The following is a 25,156-nucleotide window of genomic DNA, read 5'->3' on the forward strand; positions in this document are numbered from 1 at the left end:
GGAGAGGTTTCGGTTTGAGTATGGACCCTGCAATCGAACTCGTGGGCATCGACAAGAAATTCGGTGCCGTTCACGCCAACAAGAATATCAATCTGACCGTCGCCAAGGGCACGATCCACGGCATCATCGGGGAAAACGGTGCCGGGAAGTCGACCCTGATGTCGATCCTCTACGGCTTTTATCAGGCGGATGCCGGTGAAATCCGGGTGAATGGCACGCCCGTCGCGATCCGTGATAGCCAGACGGCCATCAATGCCGGTATCGGCATGGTGCATCAGCACTTCATGCTGGTGGAAAATTTCACCGTGCTGGAAAACGTCATGCTCGGCGCGGAAGGCGGCGCATCGCTCGCCAAGGGCCGGGCGGCGGCCCGCAAGGAGTTGCAGCGCCTAGAGGACGATTACGGTCTGGAAGTCGATCCGGATGCGGTCATCGAAGAACTGCCGGTCGGTCTGCAGCAGCGCGTCGAAATCCTCAAAGCCATGTATCGTGGCGCCGAAATCCTGATCCTCGATGAGCCGACCGGCGTTCTGACACCGGCCGAGGCCGATCACCTTTTCAAGATCCTCGGCGTCCTGCGCGAGCAGGGCAAGACCGTCATCCTCATCACCCACAAGCTGCGCGAGATCATGGCGATCACGGATTCCGTCTCCGTCATGCGCCGCGGTGAAATGGTCGCGACCCGCAAGACCTCCGAAACCAGCGTCGAGGAACTGGCCGAACTGATGGTTGGCCGCCGCGTGCTGCTCAGGGTGGAAAAGGGCGAGACGACACCGGGCGATGTTCTGCTCTCCATCCGCAATCTGACTGTCAAGGACAGTCGCGGCGTCACCATGGTGGATGATGTCTCGCTCGATGTCCGCGCCGGTGAAATCGTCGGCATTGCCGGCGTGGCGGGCAATGGCCAGTCGGAGCTGCTCGAAGCCATCGCCGGCATCCGCAAGCCCCATTCGGGCGAGATATGGGTGGATGGCCAGAAGGTGGACCGCCCCGATCCGGCCATTCTGCGCAGGCTCGGCCTCGCGCATATCCCGGAAGACCGCCACCATATGGGGCTGGTGCTGAAGTTCGAGGAATATGAAAACTCCATCCTCGGTTATCACCATGATGAGCGATACGGCAAAGGACCCTTCCTCAACCCCGAGGCCATCCGCAGAGATGCGGTCGAAAAGATCGAGAAATACGATATCCGCCCGCCGAACCCGCAGCTGAAGACCGCCAATTTTTCCGGCGGCAATCAGCAGAAGATCGTCGTCGCGCGCGAAATCGAGCGTGACCCCAAGATGCTGATCATCGGCCAGCCGACCCGCGGCGTGGATATCGGCGCCATCGAATTCATCCATCGCCGCATCATCGAAATGCGCGATGCCGGAAAGGCGATTTTGCTGGTTTCGGTCGAACTCGATGAAATCCGTTCCCTTTCGGACCGGATCATGGTCATGTTCGCCGGCCGTGTCGTTGGAGAAAAAACGGCGGAAGCCGAAGAACAGACGCTGGGCCTGATGATGGCCGGCATCGCCGCATGAGGCATGAATGAGCACCGCTTCCGTACCCCTACCAAACTGGATCAGCTACGGCCTGCTGCCGTTGTTGAACGTCGTTACCGCCTTTCTGATTTCCGGCCTCGTTGTCTGGTCGATCGGGGAAAGCCCGCTGGCGGCGCTCCGCCTGCTCATCGAAGGTGCGCTCGGCCGTGGCGACGCCATCGGCTTCACGCTCTTCTACACGACGAGCTTCATCTTCACCGGCCTTTCCGTCGCCGTGGCCTTCCATGCCGGCCTGTTCAACATCGGCTCGGAAGGTCAGGCCTATATTGGCGGTCTGGGTGCCGCGCTGGTGGCGCTGGCGCTCGACCGTTACGTGCCGTGGTATGTGACGATGCCTTTCGCCGTCATCGGTGCCGCGCTTTTTGGCGCGGCCTGGGCTTTCATTCCGGCCTGGCTGCAGGCAAAACGCGGCAGCCATGTCGTCATCACCACCATCATGTTCAACTTCATCGCGGCTGCGCTGATGGTCTATCTGCTGGTGAATGTGCTGATCGTGCCGGGCAAGATGGCGCCGGAAACGCGCACCTTTCTGCCGGGTGGGCAATTGCCGAAGCTGGACTGGTTGATGGCGCTGTTCGGCCTTAAGCTCGGGCCGGCGCCGTTCAACGTCTCCTTCATCATCGCACTGGTCATGTGTTTCCTTGTCTGGGTGCTGATCTGGCGTACCAAGCTCGGTTATGAGATGCGCACGCTCGGCATCAGCCCGTCGGCCGCCATCTATGCCGGTATTCCCTATGCGCGAACGGTCATCATCGCCATGCTGATTTCCGGCGGTCTTGCGGGCATGATGGCGCTGAATCCGGTCATGGGCGCTTCCGCCCGCCTGCAGGTGGAATTCGTCGGCGGTGCTGGCTTCGTCGGCATTGCCGTGTCGCTGATGGGGCGAAGCCATCCGCTCGGCATCATTTTCGCGGCATTGCTGTTCGGCATTCTTTATCAGGGCGGTGCGGATCTTTCTTTCGAGATGCCGAACATTACCCGCGAGATGATCGTGGTCATTCAGGGTCTGGTGATCCTCTTCGCCGGCGCGCTGGAATATATGTACCGGCCGGCGGTCGTCCGCATCTACCAGCGTTTGGCAAAGGGGTGAGCTGATATGGATTTCTTCGATATGCTGGTCAGCATCCTCGGCTCGACCGTTCGTCTCACCATCCCGCTTCTCTTCACCGCACTTGCCGGGCTTTTTTCCGAACGCGCCGGCGTGTTCGATATCGGCCTTGAAGGCAAGATGCTGGCGGCGGCCTTCGCTTCCGCCTGTGTCGCCTATCTCACGGCAAATCCATGGGCTGGTCTGCTTGCGGGCATTGCTGTCTCGATCCTCTTCTCACTCACGCATGGTTTTGCCGTCATCACCAACCGCGGCAACCAGATCGTATCCGGGGTGGCGCTGAACTTCATCGCCGCCGGCCTGACGGTGGTTCTGGGGCAGGCGTGGTTCGGGCAGGGCGGCCGCACGCCGCAATTGCCGGCAGAGGGCCGTTTTGCGCCGATCATCCTGCCGGGTGCGGATGCGATGCGCGAGGTGCCCTTCATCGGCCCGCTCTATACCAATGTCATTTCCGGCAACAATATCCTCACTTATCTCGCCTTTCTGGCGGTGCCGCTGTCCTGGTGGGTGCTTTACCGCACCCGTTTCGGCCTGCGTTTGCGTGCCGTGGGTGAAAACCCGGGCGCGGTGGATACGGCCGGCATTTCGGTGACATGGATGCGTTTCCGCGCCGTCATCGTTGCCGGTTTCCTGTGCGGTTTTTCGGGCGCCTATCTCGCCGTTGCGCAGTCGGCGGCCTTCATCGCCAACATGTCGGCCGGCAAGGGCTATATCGCGCTAGCAGCACTGATCTTCGCGAAATGGAAGCCGGTGCCGGTCATGTTCGCCTGCCTGCTCTTCGGTTTTCTGGATGCCTTCGCCAACTTCATGCAGGGTAAATCCGTGCCCGGTATCGGCGAGGTGCCGGTGCAGATATTCCAGGCCATGCCCTATATTCTGACCTGCATCCTGCTTGCCGGTTTCATCGGCGTCGCCAAGCCCCCCAAGGCCGGTGGCGTTGCCTATGCGAAGGAGCGTTAAATCCATGTCCCGAGACCCGATGTCCCATGCCCTGTTCGAGGCAGCTGTGGAGGCCATGGCCTTTGCCCATGCGCCCTATTCGAAATTTCCGGTCGGTGCGGCGATCCGCGCCGAAGACGGCAAGATTTACAAGGGCGCCAATATCGAGAATCTTTCCTTCCCGCAGGGCTGGTGCGCTGAACCTTCCGCCATCAGCGCCATGATCATGGGTGGGGCGAAGAAGATCAGCGAAATCGCCGTTATCGCCGAAAAACTTGCTCTCTGCCCACCCTGCGGCGGCTGCCGGCAGAAGATCGCCGAATTTGCCACGCCGGACACGAAAGTCTATCTCTGCGACGAAACCGGCGTGCAGAAGGTCATGACCATGGAAGAGCTTTTGCCCTTCAGCTTCAAGACAGAGCTGCCCTGATGCCGGATATGCTGATCGATATTCTGGTGGAGCGCCTGAACGGCCTGATGCCGCGCGTCGCCATCGTCCTCGGCTCGGGTCTCGGTTCGCTGGTGGAAGACGTTAGCGACCCGATCCGGGTGCCCTATGCCGAACTTCCCGGTTTTCCCGCAAGCGGCGTTTCCGGCCATGCGGGCGAGCTGGTGGCGGGCTATCTTGGTGGTGAGCCGGTCATGATGCTCTCCGGCCGGGTGCATTATTACGAAAAGGGCGATCCGTCCGCCATGCGCGCGATCATCGGAGCGCTGGCCGGTCTTGGCGTGCAGTCGCTCATCCTCACCAATTCGGCAGGTTCGGTCAGGCAGGATATGCCGCCCGGCTCGGTCATGCAGATCACCGATCACATCAACTATTCCGGCATGAACCCGCTGATCGGCGAGGAAAGCGACCGCCGCTTCGTCGGCATGACCACCGCTTACGATCCCGATCTGATGCTTGCCATGCGCAACGCGGCCATCCGCGCCACAGTGCCTTTGTTCGGCGGCGTCTATATGTGGTTTTCCGGCCCGAGCTTCGAAACGCCGGCGGAAATCCGCATGGCGCGGCTGCTGGGAGCAGATGCAGTTGGCATGTCTACCGTGCCGGAAGTCATCCTTGCGCGCTTTTTCGGGATGCGCGTCGCCGCCGCATCGGTTATTACCAATTACGGTGCCGGCATGACCGGCGCGGAACTGAGCCATGAAGAAACCAAGGATATGGCTCCCGTGGGTGGCAAGAGGCTTGCCGCCATTCTGAAGGAAATGATCGCAGGAGGAGCGTGACCATGGAACTCCAGCGTCCGCGCGAAGCGGCTGCCCTCACCCTGTCCTTGCTGGACCTGACCAATCTCAAGGAAGACTGCACGCCCGAGCAGATCGCCGCTCTGTGCCAGCGGGCGCATACGGAATATGGCAATACGGCCGCGATCTGCATCTGGCCGCGCTTCGTGGCGCAGGCGCGTGCGGCGTTCGGAAAAGACCATGCTATCCGCATCGCCACGGTCGTCAATTTTCCTTCGGGCGATCTCGACATCGCGGCCGTGATTGCGGAAACCGAGGCGGCAATTCGCGACGGCGCTGACGAAATCGATCTGGTCATTCCCTATCGCAAATTCATAGCAGGCGATGAAACGGCTGTGTCCACCATGGTGGCCGCCGTGCGCAAGGCCTGCGTTGCACCCGTGTTGCTCAAGGTCATTCTTGAAACCGGCGAGTTAAAGGACAAGGCGCTGATCCGTCGCGCATCCGAACTCGCCATTGCCGAAGGGGCCGATTTCATCAAGACCTCGACCGGCAAGGTTGCCATCAATGCCACGCTGGAGGCAGCCGACATCATGTTGCAGGCGATCCGCGACAGCCGGCAGAAGGTGGGCTTCAAGCCCGCTGGCGGTATCGGCACGGTGGAGGACGCCACGCTTTACCTCAGGCTTGCGGAAACCATCATGGCGCCCAACTGGGCCATGCCGTCCACCTTCCGTTTCGGGGCTTCCGGTGTTCTCGATGATGTGCTGAACGTGCTGGCCGGCGGCGAGCCTGCCAAGGCCGCCAGCGGGTATTGAGCTTGATCCCGCAGGAAATCATCCGGCGCAAACGCGATGGCCTGTCACTTGAGCCTCGGGAGATTGCCGCTTTCATAGAAGCGCTTTCGAAAGACGGCATCTCGGAAGGGCAGGCGGCTGCCTTTGCCATGGCGGTGTTCTTTCGCGGCATGAACCGGGATGAGATGGTGGCGCTGACACTCGCCATGCGCGACAGCGGTGAGGTTCTGTCCTGGAGCGATCTCGGCAGGCCGGTGGCGGACAAGCACTCCACCGGCGGCGTCGGCGATAATGTCTCCCTGATGCTCGCCCCCATCGTTGCCGCCTGCGGTCTCGCCGTGCCGATGATTTCCGGCAGGGGCCTTGGCCATACCGGCGGCACGCTGGACAAGCTGGAAGCGATCCCCGGTTACAACGTCATGCCGGACGAGGCGTTGTTTCGCCGGACGGTAAAGACGGTCGGCTGCGCCATCATCGGCCAGACGGGCGATCTCGCTCCCGCCGACAAACGGCTTTATGCCATTCGCGATGTGACCGCGACGGTCGATTCCATACCGCTGATCACGGCCTCCATCCTGTCGAAGAAGCTTGCAGCCGGGCTGCAGACGCTGGTTCTGGATGTGAAGGTCGGCAGCGGTGCTTTCATGCAGAGCGTTGAGGATGCCCGCAATCTGGCCCGCGCTCTGGTCGATGTGGCGAATGGCGCAGGCCTGCCGACAACCGCCCTGATAACCGACATGAACCAGCCGCTTGGCGATGCTGCCGGCAATGCGGTCGAAATCATCAATTGTCTGGATTTTCTGGCCGGTCGCAAGGCCGGCACCCGTCTTGAAAAGGTGGTCCTGTCCTTTGCGGCGGAAATGCTGGTGCAGGCGCAAAAGGCAGCCACGCTGACGGAAGGAGAGGCGCTGGCGTCAGCTGCGCTGTCCTCCGGCCGGGCGCTGGAAATCTTTGCACGGATGGCTTCGGCACTGGGCGGTCCATCGGATTTCGTTGAGCATCCGTCCCGTTATCTGCCGTCGGCGCCTGTCATTCTTCCGGTTCTGGCGGAGCACAGCGGTTTGCTTGCCTCCTGCACCACGCGCGATCTTGGCATGGTTGTCGTCGAACTTGGCGGCGGCAGAAGAAAGCCATCAGACACGATCGATCCTTCTGTTGGTATCTCGGATATTCTGCCGCTCGGTGCGAAAGTGGAAAAGGGCGAGCCGATCGCCATTGTCCATGCCGCTTGCAGGGACGATGCGGAACGTGCGGTGAAAAGGGTAGCGGCCTGCTACGGAATTGCTGACAGCGTGCCGGAGATTGGTGCGCCCGTTCTTGAGCGGATCACTTGACCAGCCGCATCTCGCCGCCCGATACCTTGAAGGACGATAGTTGTTTCAGGAAGCTCATGCCGATCAGCATGTTGCCGAGCGCATTGTCCTTCAGCACCATGGCGTTGACGTTCTGAACCCGGATAGCGCCGATCTCCACCCGGTCGAGTTTCACATAGGCGGCCATTGTCTGGCCATTGGCCGTTGAAATCGCATATTTATAATCGAGGCTGTTGACGCCGTAACCCAGCCGGCGCGCAATCGTCTCGTTGATGGCGACCATGGAAGCGCCGGTATCGACAAGCCCGTCGAAGGACTTGCCATTGATGCGGAAGGTAGCGTTGAAGTGGCCGCGGGCATCCGCTTTCAGATTGACGCCGCCCAGCGAAACGGGCTCCGGTTTGGCTGCTTCGGGTCTGACTTCCGCTTTCTCGATGCTTGCTTCCGGGCGCGGCTGAAACTTTTCCACCAGCGCCGGAATTTGCGTGGCACCGACCGAAAGACCAACAAGCAGGAAAATCGCGCGCGTCAGCAAGTCTTTGCTCCTCCAGGGGCAGGTTGTTCTTGCCCAGAATAGACGCAAAACATGCTGAAATCTTAAAATAAAAAGCCATTCGCCGCTGGTGGAGGCGGCGAATGGCTCAAACGGTTAAGCGATGATGAACGGCGTTATTTGGTGCCGTACATGCGGTCGCCGGCATCGCCGAGACCGGGAACGATATAACCCTTCTCGTTCAGATGGCTGTCGATGGCGGCGGTGTAGATATGCACATCGGGATGCGCTTCGCGGAAATTCTTGATGCCCTCGGGCGCTGCCAGCAGACACAGGAAGCGGATGTTCTTCGCACCGCGCTCCTTCAGCTTCTCAACGGCGGCGATGGAGGAATTGCCGGTTGCCAGCATCGGATCGACAACGATGATAAGGCGCGCATCGAGGCTTTCCGGAGCCTTGAAGTAATATTCGACAGCTTCCAGCGTGTCATGATCGCGATAAACACCGATATGGGAAACACGCGCCGAAGGCACGAGCTCGAGCATGCCTTCCAGGAGGCCGTTGCCGGCGCGCAGGATGGAGGCGAAAACCAGCTTCTTGCCTTCGAGCACGGGGGCCTCGATGGTTTCAAGCGGCGTATCGATGGTTTCCATCGTCATCTCAAGGTCACGCGTCACTTCATAGCAGAGCAGCGTCGAAATTTCCCTGAGCAGGCGGCGGAAGCCGGCCGTCGAGGTTTCCTTCTTACGCATGATGGTAAGTTTGTGCCGCACCAGCGGATGTTCAATGACTGTGACGCCGTCCATGAAACTGGCCTTCCTTTTATCTTATGCCCCTGTAATTCACCGAAAGCGCGCTTTTCGCAAGCCTTCTTCGCGGTTTTACCCTGTCAACAACGGGCTCAGGCGCCATCGAGTTTCGCAAGCAGTCGTGCGCGTGTTGCCTCGTCCACGAAGGCGCATTCCAGTGCGGTCCGCGTCATGCGGTTGATCTCGGCATCGCTGAAGCCGAACTCATCCGCAGCCAGCGCATATTCCCGTGCAAGCGACGTGAAGAAGAATGGCGGATCGTCGGAACTGATGCACACTCGCACCCCGGCGTCGCTGAGAGCTTTCAGCGGGTGGCTGGCAAAATCGGGATAGACGTTGAGTGCGATATTTGAGCCGGGGCAGACTTCCAGAACCGTTCCCGCCTCGGCCAGCCGGGCGATAAGACCGGCATCTTCGATGGCGCGCACGCCATGCCCGATGCGGGACGGTTTGACGAGGTCGAGCGCATCGGCAACGCTTTCCGGTCCGCAAACCTCGCCGGCATGAATGGTCAGTCCAAGGTCGGCATCGCGGGCGATGTCGAAGGCGCGTGCATAATCGGCGACGCGGCCCATGCGCTCTTCGCCGGCCATGTTGAAGCCCGTCACCAGCGGATGTTGGGCGCGTGCCGCATATTCGGCCGCGGCGATCACCCGCTCCGGGCCGAAGTGGCGCTCACCGGTGACGATGATGCGGGTTTCGATCCCCGTCTTTTCCCTTGCGATGCGGATGCCTTCGGCAATGCCGGCTAGATAGGCGTCGGCACCGAGCCCGATGCGGTCGCCGTGATCGGGCGAAATGATCAGTTCGCTATAGATCGTATTGGCTTCGGCGAGTTCGGTCAGGTAGGTCTCAGTCAGGATGGCATAGTCCTCATCCGTCTTGAACACCTGCGCCACCGCATCGTAACAACGGATGAATTCGGCGAAATCCGACCAGACATATTGGCCGTCCCGCAGAAAACCTCTGGTGTCGATACCGTATTTCTCAGCCTGTTTAGCGACGAGGGCGGGCGGGGCCGCACCTTCGATGTGGCAGTGAATTTCCGCTTTCAGCAAATGCGATGTCAAATGAAGCTCCTGCCGTGAGAACCGGCCTCGATGCCAAGATGGTGGGCGATGCTTTCGCCGATATCGGCGTAGCTTGAACGGATGCCGACATCGCGCGAGCGAATTCCCGGCCCGAATGCCATGATCGGCACCCTTTCCCGCGTATGGTCGGTGCCCCGCCAGGTGGGGTCGCAGCCGTGATCGGCGGTCAGAAGGGCGATATCGCCCGGCGCCATCTTGCGATGGATTTCGGGGATTCGCGCATCGAAGGCCTCAAGGGCGGCGGCGTAACCGGCAACGTCGCGACGATGGCCGTAAAGCATGTCGAAATCGACGAAATTGGTGAAGACGAGATCGCCGTTTTCGGCCTCATCGATAGCCTGCAACGTCGCATCCATCAGGGCGCTGTTGCCATTTGCCTTGATGATGCGGGAGACGCCCTGATGGGCGTAGATATCGCCGATCTTGCCGATGGCGTGCACTTTTCGGCCGGCCTCCACAAGCCTGTCGAGCAGGGTCGGCTCCGGTGGCAGAACGGAGAAATCGCGGCGGTTGCCGGTGCGTTCGAAGGTCGCCACCGTTTCGCCGATGAAGGGGCGGGCGATGACGCGGCCGATATTCAGCGGATCGAGCAGCTTGCGTACCGTCTCGCAGAGCGCGATGAGCCGCTCCATACCGAAATGCGTTTCATGCGCGGCGATCTGGAAAACGGAATCGGATGAGGTGTAGCAGATCGGTTTGCCGCTCCTGATATGCTCTTCGCCAAACTGTGCGATGATCTCGGTGCCGGAAGCATGGCAATTGCCGAGGATGCCGGGAATATTAGCCTCCTTGCAGATCGCCTCCACCAGTTCCGGAGAAAAGGCGTCGCCTTCCGTGGGGAAATATCCCCAGTCGAAGGTGACGGGCGTACCGGCGATCTCCCAGTGACCGGACGGCGTGTCCTTGCCCTTGGAGATTTCGCTGGCGGAACCGTGCAGGCCGAAAATGCGCTCCGGCGGTTCCATGCCGGCGGGAATGTCGCCGCTTGCCTGCCGTGCAATCTCCAGCAGGCCGAGCGAACACATGTTCGGCAGTTTCAGCGGACCGGAGCGAAGCCCCGCTTTGTCGGCAGCGCCCGCTGCACAGAATTCCGCGATATGGCCGAGCGTGTTTGCGCCAAGATCGCCATAGCGCTCCGCGTCGGGTGCGCCGCCGACGCCGAAGGAATCCAGAACGAGAAGAAATGCTCTTGCCATAACTCACCGAAACAAAATGCGCCGACGGGCAATGTCAGGCCGAACTGTCGTTATAGATCAGCAAAACATGAAGAAGGAAGTGCTTTTATGAACCATCCGGTAAAACCGGCTGCTTAGTCCTCGTCCCGTTTCGGTTTGGGGGCGTTGAGGTTGCGCAGGACATACCACCCCGCAGCCACCACCATCGCCGCCAGAATATACCACGTAACGGCATAGGAGAGGTGGTTGTTGGGGAAGGTGAGCATGGTCTTGCCGCCGACCGGCAGGCCGCCCGGATTGGGTGTCGCATCGGCGTCGACATAGAACGGCGCGACATCGGAAAGGCCCGATGCCTGCGAGATTTGCGGAATGTTGCGGGAATACCAGCGGCCGTTTGCCGGATCGTTGGTGCGCAGGAAAAGCCCACCGGTCTCGGGCGCGCGCATCAGCCCGACGATCTCGACGTTTCCGGTCGGTTCGCCTTCCTGGCGGGAGGACGGGTCGCGCCTGTCGGACGGCACGAAGCCGCGATTGACGATGATGCTGGAGCCATCGTCCCGCTTGAGCGGCGTCATCACCCAGTAACCGGGGCCGAGGTCCGTGACCGTATAGACCTGAACCTCCCTGTCATTGAGGAAGGTGCCGGACAGTTTCACACGGCGATATTCGTATTCCGCCGGATCGCCGAGCGCCGGCCATTCTTTGACGGCAGGGGCGTCGACGGGATCGGCATGGGCGCGGGCTTCGACCCGCTCGATGAGATCGAGTTTCCAGGAAAGGCGTTTGACCTGCCAAGTACCGAGCGCGAGCAGCAGACCCGTCAGAACAACGGTCAGGAACAGGACGACGATGGCCGCAGGGCGGATGCGCCGATTATGGGGTGTGGTTTCGCTCATGTCACGGTCCTTGCGAAGCGCGCCCGGCAGAGACCAGTCTGCTTTGGCGGGTTTCCTAGAGTATTTCCAGGAAAAGTGGAACCCGGTTTTCCGTCCGGAAATGCGCCAAAACAAAGAGTTAGAGTGTTTTCGCGATTCGAAGAAAAGCGAAAAAACTCTAGCACCCGCATGCGCTTCTTCCAGCAAATAACCCCATAAATCGCACCAGGATTCATGGGGTTATGTGTTGGCGCGAAGGCGGCCCGCCGGAAACCCGGCAGGCCGTAGGTCTCTGCTGCTCAGGGCAGGTTTTTCACATCTTCGATGTGTAGCGGCATCATGTTCTTGTTCATGTTGTACATGACCCAGAGCGAGCCGGAGAGCGTGATCAGGAGCACCACGACGGTGAAGATCAGCGCCATGAAGGTCCAGCCGCCTTCGGACTTGGTGTCCATGTGCAGGAAGTAGATCATGTGCACGAAGATCTGGATGACGCCGAGACCCATGATGGCGATGACCAGCAGAGTCTTGTTTTCAAGAACGTCGCCCATGACCAGCCAGAAGGGGATCGCCGTCAGGATGACCGACAGGACGAAGCCGATCATGTAGCTCTTGAACGTGCCGTGGCTCGCACCATCATGGTGATGATGGTCGTCGCCATGCGCGTCGTGATGTGCGTGTGCTTCGGAACTCATCAAAGAACTCCCATGAGGTAAACGAAGGAGAAGACGCCGATCCAGATGACGTCAAGGAAGTGCCAGAACATCGACAGGCACATCAGGCGGCGCTTGTTTGCCGCGATAAGGCCGTGCTTGGCGACCTGGAACATCAGCGTGACGAGCCAGATAATGCCGAAGGTGACATGCAGACCGTGCGTGCCGACCAGCGCGAAGAAGGCCGACAGGAACGCCGAACGCTGCGGACCCGCGCCTTCCGCGATCAGGTGATGGAACTCATAAAGTTCCACGGCGAGGAAGGCGAGGCCGAAAAGGCCGGTCACACCCAGCCAGACCAGCGTGGCCTTTACCTTCTGCTTTTCCATTTCCAGCATGGCGAAGCCATAGGTGATGGAGGAGAAAAGCAGGAAGCCGGTATTGATCGCCACCAGCTTCAGGTCGAACAGGTCGGCGCCGGAAGGGCCGGCCGCGTAGTTGCGGCCGACAACGGCATAGGTGGCAAACAGCGTCGCGAAGATGAGGCAGTCGCTCATCAGGTAGAGCCAGAAGCCCAGCGAGGTGCCGTTCTCCGGGTGATGGTCTTCCTTCAGGTAGAAGACCGGTGGTTCAGCGCCGTCGACGCTTTGTGCAGGTGTATGAGACATGTTCCGTTACGCCTGTTCCGCGAGCAGCTTGGTACGTTCCGCTTCGACCGTGGAAACGTCGGAAGCCGGAATGTAATAATCGCGATTGTAGTTGAAGGTATGGGCGATGGAGACCGCGATGATGGCGAGCATCGACAGAGCCGCAAGCCACCAGATGTGCCATACCAGGGCGAAGCCGAGAACCACGCTGATGGCGCTGATGATCACGCCCGCGCCGGTGTTCTTCGGCATATGGATCGGAATGAAGCCTTCCTTGGGACGGTTGTAACCGCGCTTCTTCATATCCGCCCAAGCGTCGACATCGTGGATGACGGGCGTGAAGGCGAAGTTGTAGGCGGGCGGCGGCGAAGACGTCGACCATTCCAGCGTACGGCCATTATAGGGGTCGCCGGTCACGTCACGCAGCTTGTCGCGCTTCAGGAAGCTGACGATGAGCTGGATGACGAAGGAGGCGATGCCGAGCGCGATCAGGAAGGCGCCGAAGGCGGCGATCACGAACCAGATCTGCAGGGAATTATCCTCGAACTGGCTGATACGGCGGGTGATGCCCATCAGGCCGAGAATATAAAGCGGCATGAAGGCGAAATAGAAGCCGATGAACCAGAACCAGAAGGACAGCTTGCCCCAGAACGGATCGAGCCGGTATCCGAATGCCTTCGGGAACCAGTAGACAATACCCGCAAGCACACCGAACACGACGCCACCGATGATGGTGTTGTGGAAGTGGGCGATCAGGAACAGCGAGTTGTGCAGCACGAAGTCCGCCGGCGGAACGGCGAGGAGAACGCCGGTCATGCCGCCGATGACGAAGGTGATCATGAAGCCGATCGTCCAGAGCATCGGAACGTCGAACTTGATGCGGCCCTTATACATGGTGAAGAGCCAGTTGAAGATCTTCGCGCCCGTCGGGATCGAGATGATCATCGTGGTGATGCCGAAGAAGGCATTCACGCTTGCGCCGGAACCCATGGTGAAGAAGTGGTGCAGCCACACGATATAGGCGAGGATGGTGATGACGCCGGTGGCGTAGACCATCGAGGCATAACCGAAAAGGCGCTTGTTGGAGAAGGTCGAGACGATTTCCGAGAAGACGCCGAAGGCCGGCAGCACCAGGATGTAGACTTCGGGATGGCCCCAGATCCAGATGAGGTTGACATACATCATCGGATTGCCGCCGAGATCGTTGGTGAAGAAGTTGGTGCCAACGTAACGGTCGAGGGTGAGAAGCGCGAGCGTGCCGGTCAGGATCGGGAAGGAAGCCACGATCAGGATGTTCGAACACAGCGACGTCCAGACGAAGATCGGCAGGCGCATCATGGTCATGCCAGGCGCGCGCATCTTGATGATCGTCACGATCAGGTTGATGCCCGAAAGCGTCGTTCCCACACCGGCGATCTGCAGACCCCAGATATAATAATCGACCCCGACACCCGGGCTTCCATCGATGCCGGAGAGCGGCGGATAGGCCAGCCAGCCGGTCTGCGCATATTCACCGATGAACAGCGAGATCATGGTGATGACGGCGCCGGCCGTGGTCATCCAGAAGGAGAAGTTGTTGAGGAAGGGGAACGAAACGTCGCGGGCGCCGATCTGCAGCGGCACGACGAAGTTCATCAGACCCGTGATCATCGGCATGGCCATGAAGAAGATCATGATGACGCCGTGGGCCGTGAAGATCTGGTCGTAATGGTGCGGCGGAAGGTAACCTTCCGATCCGCCAGACGCGATCGCCTGCTGGACGCGCATCATGATGGCATCGGCGAAACCGCGCAAAAGCATGACCAGCGCCAGAATGATGTACATGATACCGATCTTCTTGTGATCGATGCTCGTGAACCATTCATTCCAGAGATAGCCCCAGAGGCGGAAATAGGTGAGGGCGCCGACGACGGCGATACCGCCCAGAGCCACGGCCGCGAAGGTCGCGACAAGAATGGGCTCGTGAAGCGGGATGGACTCCCATGTCAGCTTCCCGAACAGGAACGACGTTTGATCGGAATTGACGATCATTTTTAGCCTCTTGCGATTCTAAGACATAAGATCGGCGCAGCCATTGGCCGCGCCGCATAATGCCGGGACGTATCCGTCAGCCAGCGACTTGTTTCGTTTCCGGCAGCGCCGCAGGCTCGAAAGTCTGTCCTTCGAGCGCAGCCGGAGTGGATTGGGGACCGCTGGCGACGCCAAAGGGCGCAAGCGGCGTGCAGACGACGGAGTTCAGCGCCTTGGCGATATCGATGCCTTCCTTGCCGCCGCCGCCATTGGCGTCGATATGCATCATGTCACGCATGCAGAGCTTGTTGGGCTCGACGCAGCGGTTGAGGATGGCGCTGTAGAGTTCGGGATCGACCGAAGCGAAATATTGTACCGGTTCGCGTTCGGAAGGCTTGGCGAATTCCAGATATTCCTGACGGCCGAAGCCCTTGCCGCTTTCTTTCGCCTTCGCCACCCACTGGTCGAAGCCCTGCTGGCTGAGGCCGTGGAACTTGAAGCGCATGTGGGAGAAGCCGGGGCCGGAGAAGTTGGCCGAGAAGCCGTCATAGACGCCTTCCTTGTTGATGACGGCGTGCAGCTTGGTCTGCATGCCGCCCATGGCGTAGATCTGGCCGGCGAGCGCGGGAACGAAGAAGGAGTTCATCGCCGTCGTGCCGGTGATCTTGAAATTGATCGGAACATCGACCGGAGCGGCGAATTCATTGACGCTGCCAATGCCGAGTTCGGGATAGAAGAACAGCCACTTCCAGTCCATGGCCACCACTTCCACCGTGATCGGTTTGACATCGGCGGTCACCTGGCGGTTCTCGTCGATACGCTCCAGCGGGCGATAGGGGTCGAGACGGTGCGTGGAAATCCAGGTGACCGTGCCGAGCATCAGGATGATGGCGACCGGAGCCGACCAGATCACCATTTCAAGGCGCGTGGAGTGGTGCCACTCGGGATCGTAATCCTCGGCCTTTGCCGATTCCCGATACTTCCATGCGAAGAAAAGCGTCAGGACGATGACGGGGACGATGATCAGCAGCATCAAGACCGTGGACGTGATGATAAGATCGCGCTGCTGGATGGCGACGTCGCCCGAAGGGTTCATCACCACGAGGTTACAGCCGCTGAGCAGCAGCAGAGCCGGGATTGCCAGAAGGGCGGACGGGAGTTTTTTGATCATGCGCACGTTCTTTGAACTCGTACAGTTTGGATTATGCCGCGAATAATTGCCGAACATCATTTTTCAAATGAGGTATATTGTCGCGGTGCAGCGAAACCTTCGCGATGCACCATGTCTCGGGCAGAGCTGCGTTTAAGGACGGAGCGCGTGCATTATCGCATGGTCGGCTGACTGGGCAACCCTTTATTGCCAAACTTCAATTGACGTTACGTAGGGTGCGTGTGACAATCCGTCGCATCGTAACGCAACGGAAGAGGAGCCGGCGCGTTACAGGAAATGGTTCGTCCATGACGCAGGAGGGATATTATGAGTTATACGAATGCTGCTCCATCCTTTGGGCAGGCGCCGGAGGCGAACGGAAATGGGGCCGGTCCCGTCAAGGTCGATCCGGATCGCATCACGATTGCGGTCATTCTTGCGAGAATGACGGAATTCTTTGACTTTTTCATCTATGCCATCGCCTCCGCTCTCGTCTTCCCCCACGTCTTCTTTTCTTTCGTCGATCCGCTGACGGCGACGCTTTATTCCTTCGCGGTTTTCTCACTGGCCTTTATCGCAAGGCCGATCGGCTCGCTGATCTTCCTCCAGATCGACCGCAAATTCGGGCGCGCCGTGAAGCTGATGGCCGCCCTCTTCACGCTCTGTGGTTCCACCATGGCGATCAGCTTTCTTCCGTCCTATGCGGAAGCGGGCATACTTGCCCCCTGTCTTCTGGCGGTATTCCGCATCGGCCAGGGCCTTGGGCTTGGCGGCGCATGGGACGGTCTGGTTTCGCTGCTCGCCATGAATGCACCGCAGAAACAGCGCGGCTGGTACGCCATGATGCCGCAGATCGGTGCGGCCATGGGCTTCGGTCTCGCCAGCGCCTTTTTCATTGTCTTCGTGACACAGCTTTCCAATGCGGAATTCCTCGCCTGGGGCTGGCGTTTCCCGTTCTTCGTGGCGCTGGCGCTGAATGTTCTCGCGCTCTTCGCCCGCCTGCGCATGATCGTGACGCCGGAATTCCAGGCCATGCTCGAACAGCACGAGCTGGAACCGCGCCCCATGTTCAAGATGCTGCGCTCGCAGTTTCCGGTCGTGGTGACGGGGGCATTCGTGCCGCTGGCAAGCTTCGCGCTCTTTCATCTTGTCACGGTCTTCCCACTGAGCTGGGTTTCGCTCAACACCAGCCAGCGTGTCTCGGACTTCCTGTTCGTGCAATTCGTCAGCGCCATCATCGCCGGCGGAATGATCGTGGTCTCCGGTATTCTGGCCGACAGGATCGGCCGGCGGAAGCTTCTGGCCATCGCAGCGGTGCTGATCGGCCTTTTCAGTCTGGCTGCGCCGGTTCTTCTTGGTTCCGGCGATATTGGCCGTTATCTCTTTGTGCTTATCGGCTTTTCTCTGCTTGGCCTGTCCTTCGGGCAGGCGGGCGGCGCGCTTGCTTCCCGCTTCAGCCGTGAGTACCGCTATACCGGCGCATCGCTCACCTCGGATATTTCCTGGCTGATCGGCGCCGGTTTCGCGCCGCTCGTCGCGCTCGGATTTTCGTCCAAATTCGGCCTTTTCGCAGTCGGCATTTACCTGATGTCGGGTGCGCTCTGCACGTTGATTGCCCTTTGGTTCAGCCGCACGCTGGACATGCCTTCAGAGTGATCCGGGCAATTTAAAAATCTCTGCAGCCATCGCGCCGCGGAATCCTGTCGGATTTCGCGGCGTTTTTGTTTTTTTATTGCGCCGGGTCGATTTTAATCTTGACTCGGTCGATCATGAAATATTATGTAAGGAATACTGACGTAATTCAGTGTATCTCACCGCCGGAAAGCCGGCCATCAGGGAACGCGATGCGAACGACGACGATCATTATTTGCGAAAAAGCGGCCATTGCCGCCAAGCCGTTTGACGGCCGCAAAACGACCGTTCGCGCCATTAAACGCCGATAAGCAGAAGAATGAGGAGCAGCCAGGTCGCCTGCGGCTCCGCCCGCAGAGTGCCGGCTGACGCGCCGGGTTTCGGGAAAGAGGGCGATGCCGCGCGAAATGCGCAACGAGAGGAGAGTGCCTTGAGTGTGACGGAGCAAAAATTCGGCCTTTACGATGCGGCTTTTGAAAAAAGCAGCTGTGGCGTCGGTTTCATCACCCGCAAGGACGGCGTGCAGACGCATGATGTGCTGAAGCGCGGCCATGAGGCTCTCTGTGCCGTGCCGCATCGCGGCGGCATGTCGGCGGAAGGTGTCGGCGATGGTGCCGGCGTGTCGCTGGATTTGTCGCTTTCCTTCTTTCGGGAACTGACCGGTGAGGCCGGCTTGCAGGCCGGCCGGTTCGGCGTCGGCAATTTTTTTCTGCCGCAAAATCCGGCTTTCCACGGCGACGCGGTCGGTATCATCGCAAACGCCCTCAAAGAGCAGGGCTTTTTAATCCTGCTCGTTCGCGATGTGCCGGTGAATGATGCGGCCATCCGTCCCGCCGCCATCCCTTACCAGTTGCCGATCCGCCAATGGGTCTTTTCGGCTCCGGCCGAATGCGCAACCTTCGCCGAATTTGATTGGCGCATCCACAAGGCGCTGCTCGCCATCGAGGCGCTTGCCTATACGGTGCCGGAACTCGCCGGCTTTTATCCGCTGTCGCTCAGCGCCCGCACGCAGGTTCTGAAAGGGCGTCTGAACTCCCATGAGGTCATGCCCTATTTCTGCGACCTCACCGATCCGCGCCATGAAGTGCATACGATGTATTTCCACACGCGGTTCTCCACCAATACCGATCCGCATCCCTCCATGGCGCAGCCCTTCCGCCTGATGGCGCATAATGGCGAACTCAATACCGACAAGAAGAACCGACTGTCGGAAGCGGCCGTGGCGCTGGCGAAGAATGCCAGCATCATCCGCCCGAAGGGCCAGTCGGACAGCTGCCGTCTGGACCAGACCCTGCAGGCGCGGGTGATGGAAGACGGTCTCGACCTCGTCACCGCCGTGGTCTCGATGATGCCGCCAGCCTGGGAAAATGACGATACCCTGTCACCGGGCGTCAAGGCGATGCTGGAATATTTCTCGCTTTATGAGGAGAAGAATGACGGCCCGGCCGCGCTGATCTTCGGCGACGGCACCATCATCGGCGCGCGGCTCGATCGCCTCGGCCTGCGCCCGCTGCGCACCGTCGAGACGCAAGATTATCTCTGCGTCATGTCGGAAGCCGGGCAGATCGCCTTTCCGGCGGAAAGCGTCATCCGTCGCGGCCGCATCGAGGCGGGCGGCATGCTTTATTACGACCATGCAGAACGCCGCGCCTTTTCCACCGTCGAGGCGCTGGAACTGCTCGCCTCGCGCCGCGATTATTCATCCCTGCTGCGTGAAGCCCGTGTCATGCTGGAGGATCTGCCGGAAGTGCCGGCGGAGAAGCAGGGCTCGCCGCTTCGTTACAACGGCGATCTGGAACGGCACCAGCGCTATGTCGCCTATTCGCATAATCAGGAAAGCTTCAAGTTCCTGATGGACCCGATGCTTGCCTCCGGCGCGGAAAAGATTTCGGCGATGGGTTACGGCAATGCCATCAACGCGCTTTCCGATCAGGAAGGCGGCGTCGCGAAGTATTTTTCACAGCGTTTCGCGCAGGTCACCAATCCGCCGCTCGACAGTATTCGTGAGGCCGATGGCATGACGTTGCGTGTGGCCCTCGGTGCGAAGCCGAACAGCGGCGCGAAGAAGGCCCGCCAGATCGTCGTGCGCTCTCCGATCCTGACCCATCTCGATATGCTGCGTATTCGCGAACAGTCGGAGACGCCCCTTCGTCGTTTCGAAATGCTCTATTCGCCGGTCTTCGATGTTGCGGAGGCCAATGAAACGGCCCTGCGGCAGGCAATTGATGGCCTCTGTGATGAGGTTGTGGCTTTCGCGGCAGAGGAAGGCGGCATCGCTGTCATCACCGACCGGCATGTCTCGGCAGGCCGCGCCGCTCTGCCGATGATCATGGTCGTTTCCGCCATCAATCAGCGGCTGATCGAGGAAGGTCTGCGGCTGCGCATTTCCCTGATCGTGGAAAGTGGCCAGTTTTCTTCCTCGCATCACATAGCAGCCGGCCTCGGCTTCGGCGCTTCTGCCGTCTATCCGCTTGGCGTGCAGTTCCGCGCCGAGGAGAAATTCGGTGCCGATGCCGACAAGGCCTTCAAGCGTTTTGCCAAGGCGGCGGAAAAGTCGCTGATGAAGACCATGGGCAAGGTGGGCCTGTGTACGGCGGAAAGCTATATCGGCGGCGAGTTCTTCGAACCGAATTTCCTCGACACCGACGATGCGGTGCTCAAGCGCTATTTCCCCAATGTGAAGACCCCGGTTGGCGGCGTCAACTTCGCCGTCATCGCGCAGGCCGTGGCGGACTGGCACCGCAAGGCGCTGTCCGTGAAGAGCGAAAACGACATTCCGCTGCTCGGTCTCTTCAAGGAGCGCGCGGAAGGCGCCGGCCATTCCTATGGCACGACGGCGGTACGCGGTTTCGTGGATATGACGGAGGAAAAGATCGGTTTCGACAAGGGAACCGAAAACGAGGAGGCGCTGCGTCTCCTGCCGCTCAACCGGCTCGAAGATGCGTTCGGTCTCAACGATGCCGTCTATTATCACAACAGCTTCGACCGTCTGACACCTGACGCCATCGACAAATTCGAGGTAACGCCCGGTTATCGCGCTTTCGCCCGCATGATGACGGAAGAAAGGGCGCGCCGCCCCGCCGCCCTGCGCGATGTTCTGGAATTGCCGGCCGATGTGACATTCGCCGGTTCCGCGGAAGAATTCCGTCGGGAAATGGGCCGTTTTTCCCGGCAGGGCAATAACAGCTTCATGGTGCGCGGATTGCGCTGCGAGGAAGCGGGCGAAGGCGCATTCCGGCTGCAGCTGACCGGCCCGCACGGTCATGAGCTTGCCCGGCTTGCCGCGCTCGGCCAGTCGCTGCTTGACCGTTTCGGCGCGGATATTCCAGGCCATTGGCTGGAAGGCGGCGCGCTCATGGTTCAGGCAAAGGGTGAAGCATCCGCCTATCTCTCGCTTATCCGCACTGCACCGGAAAGCATTCCTCTCGATGCCGTTCAGAAGGCGAGCGAGATCACCAAAACCCTCGCATCGGGCGCCATGAGCCACGGCGCGCTCGTCGCCGCCGCCCATGAGGCGGTCGCCCATGGCACCAACATGGTCGGCGGCATGTCGAATTCGGGCGAGGGTGGCGAGCATATTTCCCGTTACGGCACCATCCGCGCCTCGCGCATCAAGCAGTTCGCCTCCGGCCGTTTCGGCGTCTGGGCCGGTTATCTTGCCGATCCGATGCTGGAGGAAATCGAGATCAAGATCGGCCAGGGCGCAAAGCCGGGTGAGGGCGGGCAGTTGCCGTCTCCCAAGGTGACGGTGGAAATCGCCGCCGCGCGTGGCGGCACGCCGGGTGTCGAACTCGTCTCGCCGCCGCCGCATCACGATACCTATTCCATCGAAGATCTGGCCCAGCTCATCCATGACGCCAAGGCAGCGCGCGTGCGGGTCATCGTCAAGCTGGTCTCGTCGGAAGGCATCGGCACGATTGCGGTCGGCGTCGCCAAGGCGGGTGCAGATGTCATCAATGTCGCCGGCAATACCGGCGGCACGGGCGCGGCGGCCGTCACCAGCCTCAAATATACCGGCCGCGCGGCGGAGATCGGCATTGCCGAGGTGCATCAGGCGCTTTGCGCCACCGGCCTGCGCGCCAAGGTGCTGCTGCGTTGCTCCGGCGCGCACCAGACGGCAAGCGACGTGGTGAAGTCAGCACTCCTCGGCGGCGACAGTTTCGAATTCGGCACGACGGCGCTGATGATGCTGAAATGTGTCATGGCCAAGAACTGCAACATCAAGTGCCCGGCCGGTCTCACCACCAATCAGGAAGCCTTCAACGGCGATCCGCGGGCGCTGGCACAATATCTCATGAACATTGCCCATGAAACGCGCGAGATTTTGGCCGGGCTTGGGGTTGCCTCGCTGCGGGAGGCACGCGGCCGTTCCGATCTTCTTCATCTCCTCGATCATCCGGCGAGCGTCGGCCAGCTTGACCTCCGGGCAATGCTTGCCGTGGTCGAAGAGGTGAAGATCGACAGCCCCGTCTATATGGAAAAGGACTTTGCACTGGACGATGCCTTCATCGAACTCGTGCGCTCGGCCCTGGTCGACAGCAGGCGCGAGAACATCGAGCTTGGCGGCAATCGTTTTCTCAACAATTGCAACAAGAGCGTCGGTGGCCAGCTTGCCGTCGATATCGAGCGTATGCTGAACCATGAGCTTTCCGACGAAGAGGCGGATGCGCTGCCGGCCGTGAAGCGGGACAGCCGTGGTCGTCGGTTCCTGGAGGCGGGTTCGGTGCGCATCGATACGTCCGGTTCCGCCGGGCAGTCTTTCGGCGCCTTCTGCAATGACGGCATGGTCATGGTCCATACCGGCACCTGCAATGACGGCGTCGGCAAAAGCGCCTGCGGCGGCACCATCGTCTTGCGCTCCCCCGGCGGTGGATCGGAAGAGGCGGGCGGCAATGTGCTGGTCGGCAATTTCGCGCTGTTCGGCGCCACCGGCGGTCGGACCTTCGTGGAGGGGCAGGCGGGTGACCGTTTCGCGGTGCGTAATTCCGGCGCTACTGCCGTCGTCGAAGGCGTGGGTGATTTCGCCTGCGAATACATGACCAACGGCGCGGTGCTGAATCTCGGCAGCTTCGGCAAGGGTTTCGGCAACGGCATGAGTGGCGGTTTCGTTTATCAGTACGATCCCTATGGCGATCTGCCGAAGAAGGTCAGCCATGATTCCATCCTACTCGGGGCGATCACCGGTGAGGATGAACAGGCTACAATTCATAATCAGGCCATCCACCAGCTTCTGACCTGGCATGTCGCGGAGACCGGTTCGGCCAAGGCGGCATGGCTTCTGGAAAACTGGGAAAGCGAACAGCATAATTTCGTCTATGGTATGCCACGCGCCCTGCTGCTTTATCAGGATAGCGATGAGATTTTGAAGGCGAAGCCCCGCAAGGAATTGCTGGAGGAACTGGCATCCGCGCTTGCCGCTCATCAACTGCGCAAGTTCAAGCTCGCCTATCGCGACCGCAAGGCCGTCCTGAACGGAACGGTGCCGGGTTATGGCGAGACGGATACCGAGGAAATGTATGCGCTGCTCAACAATTATACCGTGTTGAGCATGGCGCAGGCCATCGCCATGCAGCGGGTGCCGATGGCGTCAGGTCCTTCCGACCCGGCCATTGAAAAAGCCGTGCGCAATCTCATCCTCACGGAAGATTATGCGCTGATGCAGCGGCTGCTGAAATATGCGCGCGAGGCGCTTTCAGACCATAGCGATGAACAGCTTGCGGTGATGATCGCCGCCAAGCGTCTCGACGATTACAAGCAGGCGCTGGCGCGCAGGAACATCTGGTCGGTGGACAGCCCCGGCACCTATGGCTGGATCATTCAGCAGAACCGGAAAAACATCGAGAAGATCGGCCGTCTGCCGGGCTTTGAGGAGCTTTTCGCAGCCCGCGCCATCCCTGACCTCGCCACCGCATCCAGCCACAGGGCAGCATGATGAAGATACCTTATATTCCCGAAGACGCGCCCTTTAACGGTGATCAGCGCGCATGGCTTTCCGGTTTTCTGGCGGGGCTCCATTCCCGTGCCGCCATCGGCCTGGAGACATCGGTTGCCGCCGCTGCTCCCAGGGCGGCGGCCAGTGTGCTGAATATTCTCTTCGGCACCCAGACCGGCAATGCGGAGGCGCTGGCGATGGATATTGCCGCCGCCGCCCGCTCGCAGGGCATGCAGCCGGTGGTGACGGCACTCGATGATGTCTCGATGGACAGTCTCGGCGCCATGAAACGGGTCATCGTCGTCACCTCGACCTATGGCGAAGGTGAAATGCCTGATAATGCCCAGCTTTTCTGGGAAGCACTCGCTGCTGACAGCGCGCCGCGTCTGGACGAGGTGAATTTTGCCGTGCTCGCGCTCGGCGATACCGGCTATGACGGCTTCTGCCAGGCGGGCAAGCTTATCGATACGCGGTTCGAACAACTCGGCGGCAAGCGCATGAAGACGCGTATCGATTGCGATATCGACTTCGAAGATGCCGCCGCCGCATGGATCGGCGAGGCTCTGCCGCTCGCGCTTGCTGTCGATGGCGGCAGCACGGCATCTGTCACCATGCCCGACATCGCCGAGCCACCCGTGCGGGCAAAACAGGGATGGAGCCGCAAAAATCCCTATTCGGCTGAGGTAAGCGTCAATCGTCGCCTGTCCGGCCCCGGCTCGTCCAAGGAAATTCGTCACTACGAATTCGATCTCGGCGAAAGCGGCCTGGACTATGAGGCGGGTGACGCTCTTGGCGTCGTGCCCCTGAACGATCCGAAACTGGCCGGCGCGCTGCTGGAACACTTCGGAGCGGCTGCGGACAGTCAAATCGCCGGGCTGGACCGGCCGGTCGGCGATGCGCTTTACAACATGTTCGAGATATCGACGCCCTCGCGCGAACTCGTCGCCGAAATCGGCAAGCGGGCGGGGCATGACGAACTCAGCCACATTCTCGCAAACGGAGACAGGGAGCAGCTGGCCGCCTTTCTCTGGAGCAAGGATATTCTCGACCTCATCAATCTCGGCGGAAAGCCGCTATTCGATGTTGCTGAATTCGTGACATTCCTGAAGCCGCTGCAACATCGCGCCTATTCCATCTCCTCCAGCCCGCTGGTTGCAAAAAACAGCGTGCATCTGACCATCGCCAGCGTGCGTTATCGCGCCGAGGGCCGTGAGCGTGGCGGCGTATGCTCCACCTATCTCGCCGACCGCGTGGAGGCCGGGCAGAGTGCCGGGATTTTCGTCTCGCCGAACAAGGCGTTTCGTGTACCGCAGGACAATGACGCGCCTATGATCATGGTGGGACCGGGCACGGGCATCGCGCCCTTCCGGGCTTTTTTGCAGGAACGGCAAGCCCGAGGCGCAAACGGCAAAAACTGGCTGTTTTTCGGCGACCAGCACCGGCAGTCGGATTTCATCTATGAAAACGAGCTTGGCGACATGAGCCGCGATGGCGTGTTGACGCGCCTCGACCTCGCTTTCTCGCGGGATCAGGCGGAGAAGATCTATGTCCAGACCCGCATGCGGCAGAACGGCAAGGCGCTCTATCAATGGCTTGAAGAGGGCGGTTACTTTTACGTCTGCGGCGACGCGACCCGTATGGCGAAGGATGTCGATGATGCCCTGCACAACATCATCAGCGATGAGGCCGGCATCTCCGCCGAGGCGGCAAGCGAGTACGTGAACCGGCTGAAGCGCGAAAAACGTTATCTGCGCGACGTCTACTAACGATTGCCATGACGAGACCGTCCTGATGCAC

19 protein-coding genes are annotated in these 25,156 nt (G+C 60.2%); 10 read left to right on the plus strand and 9 right to left on the minus strand.

The window, feature by feature from the left end:
- Window positions 1–20: 20 nt before the first annotated feature.
- From L901_RS17165 to deoA, 7 genes are read left to right on the plus strand one after another with little or no spacing between them, the layout of a single operon-like run.
- A complete protein-coding gene (locus tag L901_RS17165) occupies window positions 21–1,526 on the plus strand; it encodes an ABC transporter ATP-binding protein (RefSeq protein ID WP_082710688.1) in 1,506 nt (501 codons plus the stop codon).
- 7 nt (window positions 1,527–1,533) lie between these two features.
- The gene (locus L901_RS17170) at window positions 1,534–2,637 is read left to right on the plus strand and encodes an ABC transporter permease (RefSeq protein ID WP_003524352.1); all 1,104 of its coding nucleotides are present in this window, start codon (window positions 1,534–1,536) and stop codon (window positions 2,635–2,637) included.
- Window positions 2,638–2,643: 6 nt separating this feature from the next.
- Window positions 2,644–3,615 (plus strand): ABC transporter permease, encoded by a 972-nt coding sequence (locus L901_RS17175; RefSeq protein WP_059758977.1) that lies wholly within the window; start codon window positions 2,644–2,646, stop codon window positions 3,613–3,615.
- A gap of 19 nt (window positions 3,616–3,634) precedes the next feature.
- The gene (locus tag L901_RS17180) at window positions 3,635–4,024 is read left to right on the plus strand and encodes a cytidine deaminase (protein ID WP_003524353.1); all 390 of its coding nucleotides are present in this window, start codon (window positions 3,635–3,637) and stop codon (window positions 4,022–4,024) included.
- Window positions 4,024–4,824 (plus strand): purine-nucleoside phosphorylase, encoded by an 801-nt coding sequence (locus tag L901_RS17185; protein WP_003524354.1) that lies wholly within the window; start codon window positions 4,024–4,026, stop codon window positions 4,822–4,824. Before L901_RS17180 ends, L901_RS17185 begins: the two co-directional genes overlap by 1 nt.
- Before the next feature lie 2 nt (window positions 4,825–4,826).
- Complete coding sequence (deoC, locus tag L901_RS17190; protein ID WP_059758980.1) at window positions 4,827–5,600, plus strand: deoxyribose-phosphate aldolase; 774 nt, start codon at window positions 4,827–4,829, stop codon at window positions 5,598–5,600.
- The gene (gene deoA / locus L901_RS17195; RefSeq protein ID WP_082710689.1) at window positions 5,597–6,913 is read left to right on the plus strand and encodes a thymidine phosphorylase; all 1,317 of its coding nucleotides are present in this window, start codon (window positions 5,597–5,599) and stop codon (window positions 6,911–6,913) included. The genes deoC and deoA overlap by 4 nt, the downstream gene beginning before the upstream one ends.
- On the opposite strand, the gene L901_RS17200 is transcribed toward deoA, so the two are convergent.
- The 9 genes from L901_RS17200 to cyoA all read right to left on the minus strand — a co-directional run bounded on the left by L901_RS17200 (window position 6,906) and on the right by cyoA (window position 15,816).
- Entirely contained in the window at window positions 6,906–7,427 is a 522-nt protein-coding gene (locus tag L901_RS17200; protein ID WP_059758985.1) for a TIGR02281 family clan AA aspartic protease, read from the minus strand. The genes deoA and L901_RS17200 overlap by 8 nt on opposite strands.
- 134 nt (window positions 7,428–7,561) lie before the next feature.
- Window positions 7,562–8,191 (minus strand): uracil phosphoribosyltransferase, encoded by a 630-nt coding sequence (upp, locus tag L901_RS17205; RefSeq protein WP_003524359.1) that lies wholly within the window; start codon window positions 8,189–8,191, stop codon window positions 7,562–7,564.
- Between the two features lie 95 nt (window positions 8,192–8,286).
- On the minus strand, window positions 8,287–9,264 hold the full coding sequence (locus tag L901_RS17210; RefSeq protein WP_059758988.1) for an adenosine deaminase: 978 nt from the start codon (window positions 9,262–9,264) through the stop codon (window positions 8,287–8,289).
- Window positions 9,261–10,481, minus strand: a complete 1,221-nt coding sequence (locus L901_RS17215) for a phosphopentomutase (RefSeq protein WP_059758991.1) — start codon at window positions 10,479–10,481, stop codon at window positions 9,261–9,263. The genes L901_RS17210 and L901_RS17215 overlap by 4 nt, the downstream gene beginning before the upstream one ends.
- Before the next feature lie 113 nt (window positions 10,482–10,594).
- The gene (locus tag L901_RS17220; RefSeq protein WP_059758994.1) at window positions 10,595–11,356 is read right to left on the minus strand and encodes an SURF1 family protein; all 762 of its coding nucleotides are present in this window, start codon (window positions 11,354–11,356) and stop codon (window positions 10,595–10,597) included.
- A 278-nt stretch (window positions 11,357–11,634) separates the two neighbouring features.
- Window positions 11,635–12,030, minus strand: a complete 396-nt coding sequence (gene cyoD / locus L901_RS17225; RefSeq protein ID WP_003514416.1) for a cytochrome o ubiquinol oxidase subunit IV — start codon at window positions 12,028–12,030, stop codon at window positions 11,635–11,637.
- Entirely contained in the window at window positions 12,030–12,656 is a 627-nt protein-coding gene (gene cyoC / locus L901_RS17230; RefSeq protein WP_003524364.1) for a cytochrome o ubiquinol oxidase subunit III, read from the minus strand. The genes cyoD and cyoC overlap by 1 nt, the downstream gene beginning before the upstream one ends.
- A gap of 6 nt (window positions 12,657–12,662) precedes the next feature.
- Complete coding sequence (gene cyoB / locus L901_RS17235) at window positions 12,663–14,666, minus strand: cytochrome o ubiquinol oxidase subunit I (protein WP_003524365.1); 2,004 nt, start codon at window positions 14,664–14,666, stop codon at window positions 12,663–12,665.
- A gap of 76 nt (window positions 14,667–14,742) precedes the next feature.
- The gene (cyoA, locus tag L901_RS17240) at window positions 14,743–15,816 is read right to left on the minus strand and encodes a ubiquinol oxidase subunit II (protein WP_031234366.1); all 1,074 of its coding nucleotides are present in this window, start codon (window positions 15,814–15,816) and stop codon (window positions 14,743–14,745) included.
- 306 nt (window positions 15,817–16,122) lie between these two features.
- Here cyoA and L901_RS17245 point away from each other — a divergent pair, with 306 nt between their 5' ends.
- The 3 genes from L901_RS17245 (at window position 16,123) to L901_RS17255 (ending at window position 25,125) form a co-directional block, all read left to right on the plus strand.
- Entirely contained in the window at window positions 16,123–17,451 is a 1,329-nt protein-coding gene (locus L901_RS17245; protein WP_059758997.1) for an MFS transporter, read from the plus strand.
- Window positions 17,452–17,857: 406 nt separating this feature from the next.
- The gene (locus L901_RS17250; protein WP_059759000.1) at window positions 17,858–23,359 is read left to right on the plus strand and encodes a glutamate synthase-related protein; all 5,502 of its coding nucleotides are present in this window, start codon (window positions 17,858–17,860) and stop codon (window positions 23,357–23,359) included.
- Window positions 23,356–25,125, plus strand: a complete 1,770-nt coding sequence (locus tag L901_RS17255; protein WP_082710691.1) for a sulfite reductase subunit alpha — start codon at window positions 23,356–23,358, stop codon at window positions 25,123–25,125. The genes L901_RS17250 and L901_RS17255 overlap by 4 nt, the downstream gene beginning before the upstream one ends.
- Window positions 25,126–25,156 lie beyond the last annotated feature (31 nt).

Origin of the sequence: Agrobacterium sp. D14, assembly GCF_001526505.1 — a bacterium.
Classification (GTDB): domain Bacteria; phylum Pseudomonadota; class Alphaproteobacteria; order Rhizobiales; family Rhizobiaceae; genus Agrobacterium; species Agrobacterium leguminum.

What these genes read in the sequence shown, in the direction of transcription:
- cyoD (WP_003514416.1), bottom strand. Translation starts at nt 12,030, where the DNA reads ATGAGTTCCGAAGCACACGCACATCACGACGCGCATGGCGACGACCAT.
- cyoC (WP_003524364.1), bottom strand. Translation starts at nt 12,656, where the DNA reads ATGTCTCATACACCTGCACAAAGCGTCGACGGCGCTGAACCACCGGTC.
- cyoA (WP_031234366.1), bottom strand. Translation starts at nt 15,816, where the DNA reads ATGATCAAAAAACTCCCGTCCGCCCTTCTGGCAATCCCGGCTCTGCTG.
- L901_RS17215 (WP_059758991.1), bottom strand. Translation starts at nt 10,481, where the DNA reads ATGGCAAGAGCATTTCTTCTCGTTCTGGATTCCTTCGGCGTCGGCGGC.
- L901_RS17165 (WP_082710688.1), top strand. Translation starts at nt 21, where the DNA reads ATGGACCCTGCAATCGAACTCGTGGGCATCGACAAGAAATTCGGTGCC.
- upp (WP_003524359.1), bottom strand. Translation starts at nt 8,191, where the DNA reads ATGGACGGCGTCACAGTCATTGAACATCCGCTGGTGCGGCACAAACTT.
- L901_RS17175 (WP_059758977.1), top strand. Translation starts at nt 2,644, where the DNA reads ATGGATTTCTTCGATATGCTGGTCAGCATCCTCGGCTCGACCGTTCGT.
- cyoB (WP_003524365.1), bottom strand. Translation starts at nt 14,666, where the DNA reads ATGATCGTCAATTCCGATCAAACGTCGTTCCTGTTCGGGAAGCTGACA.
- L901_RS17185 (WP_003524354.1), top strand. Translation starts at nt 4,024, where the DNA reads ATGCCGGATATGCTGATCGATATTCTGGTGGAGCGCCTGAACGGCCTG.
- L901_RS17220 (WP_059758994.1), bottom strand. Translation starts at nt 11,356, where the DNA reads ATGAGCGAAACCACACCCCATAATCGGCGCATCCGCCCTGCGGCCATC.
- deoC (WP_059758980.1), top strand. Translation starts at nt 4,827, where the DNA reads ATGGAACTCCAGCGTCCGCGCGAAGCGGCTGCCCTCACCCTGTCCTTG.
- L901_RS17170 (WP_003524352.1), top strand. Translation starts at nt 1,534, where the DNA reads ATGAGCACCGCTTCCGTACCCCTACCAAACTGGATCAGCTACGGCCTG.
- L901_RS17255 (WP_082710691.1), top strand. Translation starts at nt 23,356, where the DNA reads ATGATGAAGATACCTTATATTCCCGAAGACGCGCCCTTTAACGGTGAT.
- L901_RS17180 (WP_003524353.1), top strand. Translation starts at nt 3,635, where the DNA reads ATGTCCCATGCCCTGTTCGAGGCAGCTGTGGAGGCCATGGCCTTTGCC.
- L901_RS17245 (WP_059758997.1), top strand. Translation starts at nt 16,123, where the DNA reads ATGAGTTATACGAATGCTGCTCCATCCTTTGGGCAGGCGCCGGAGGCG.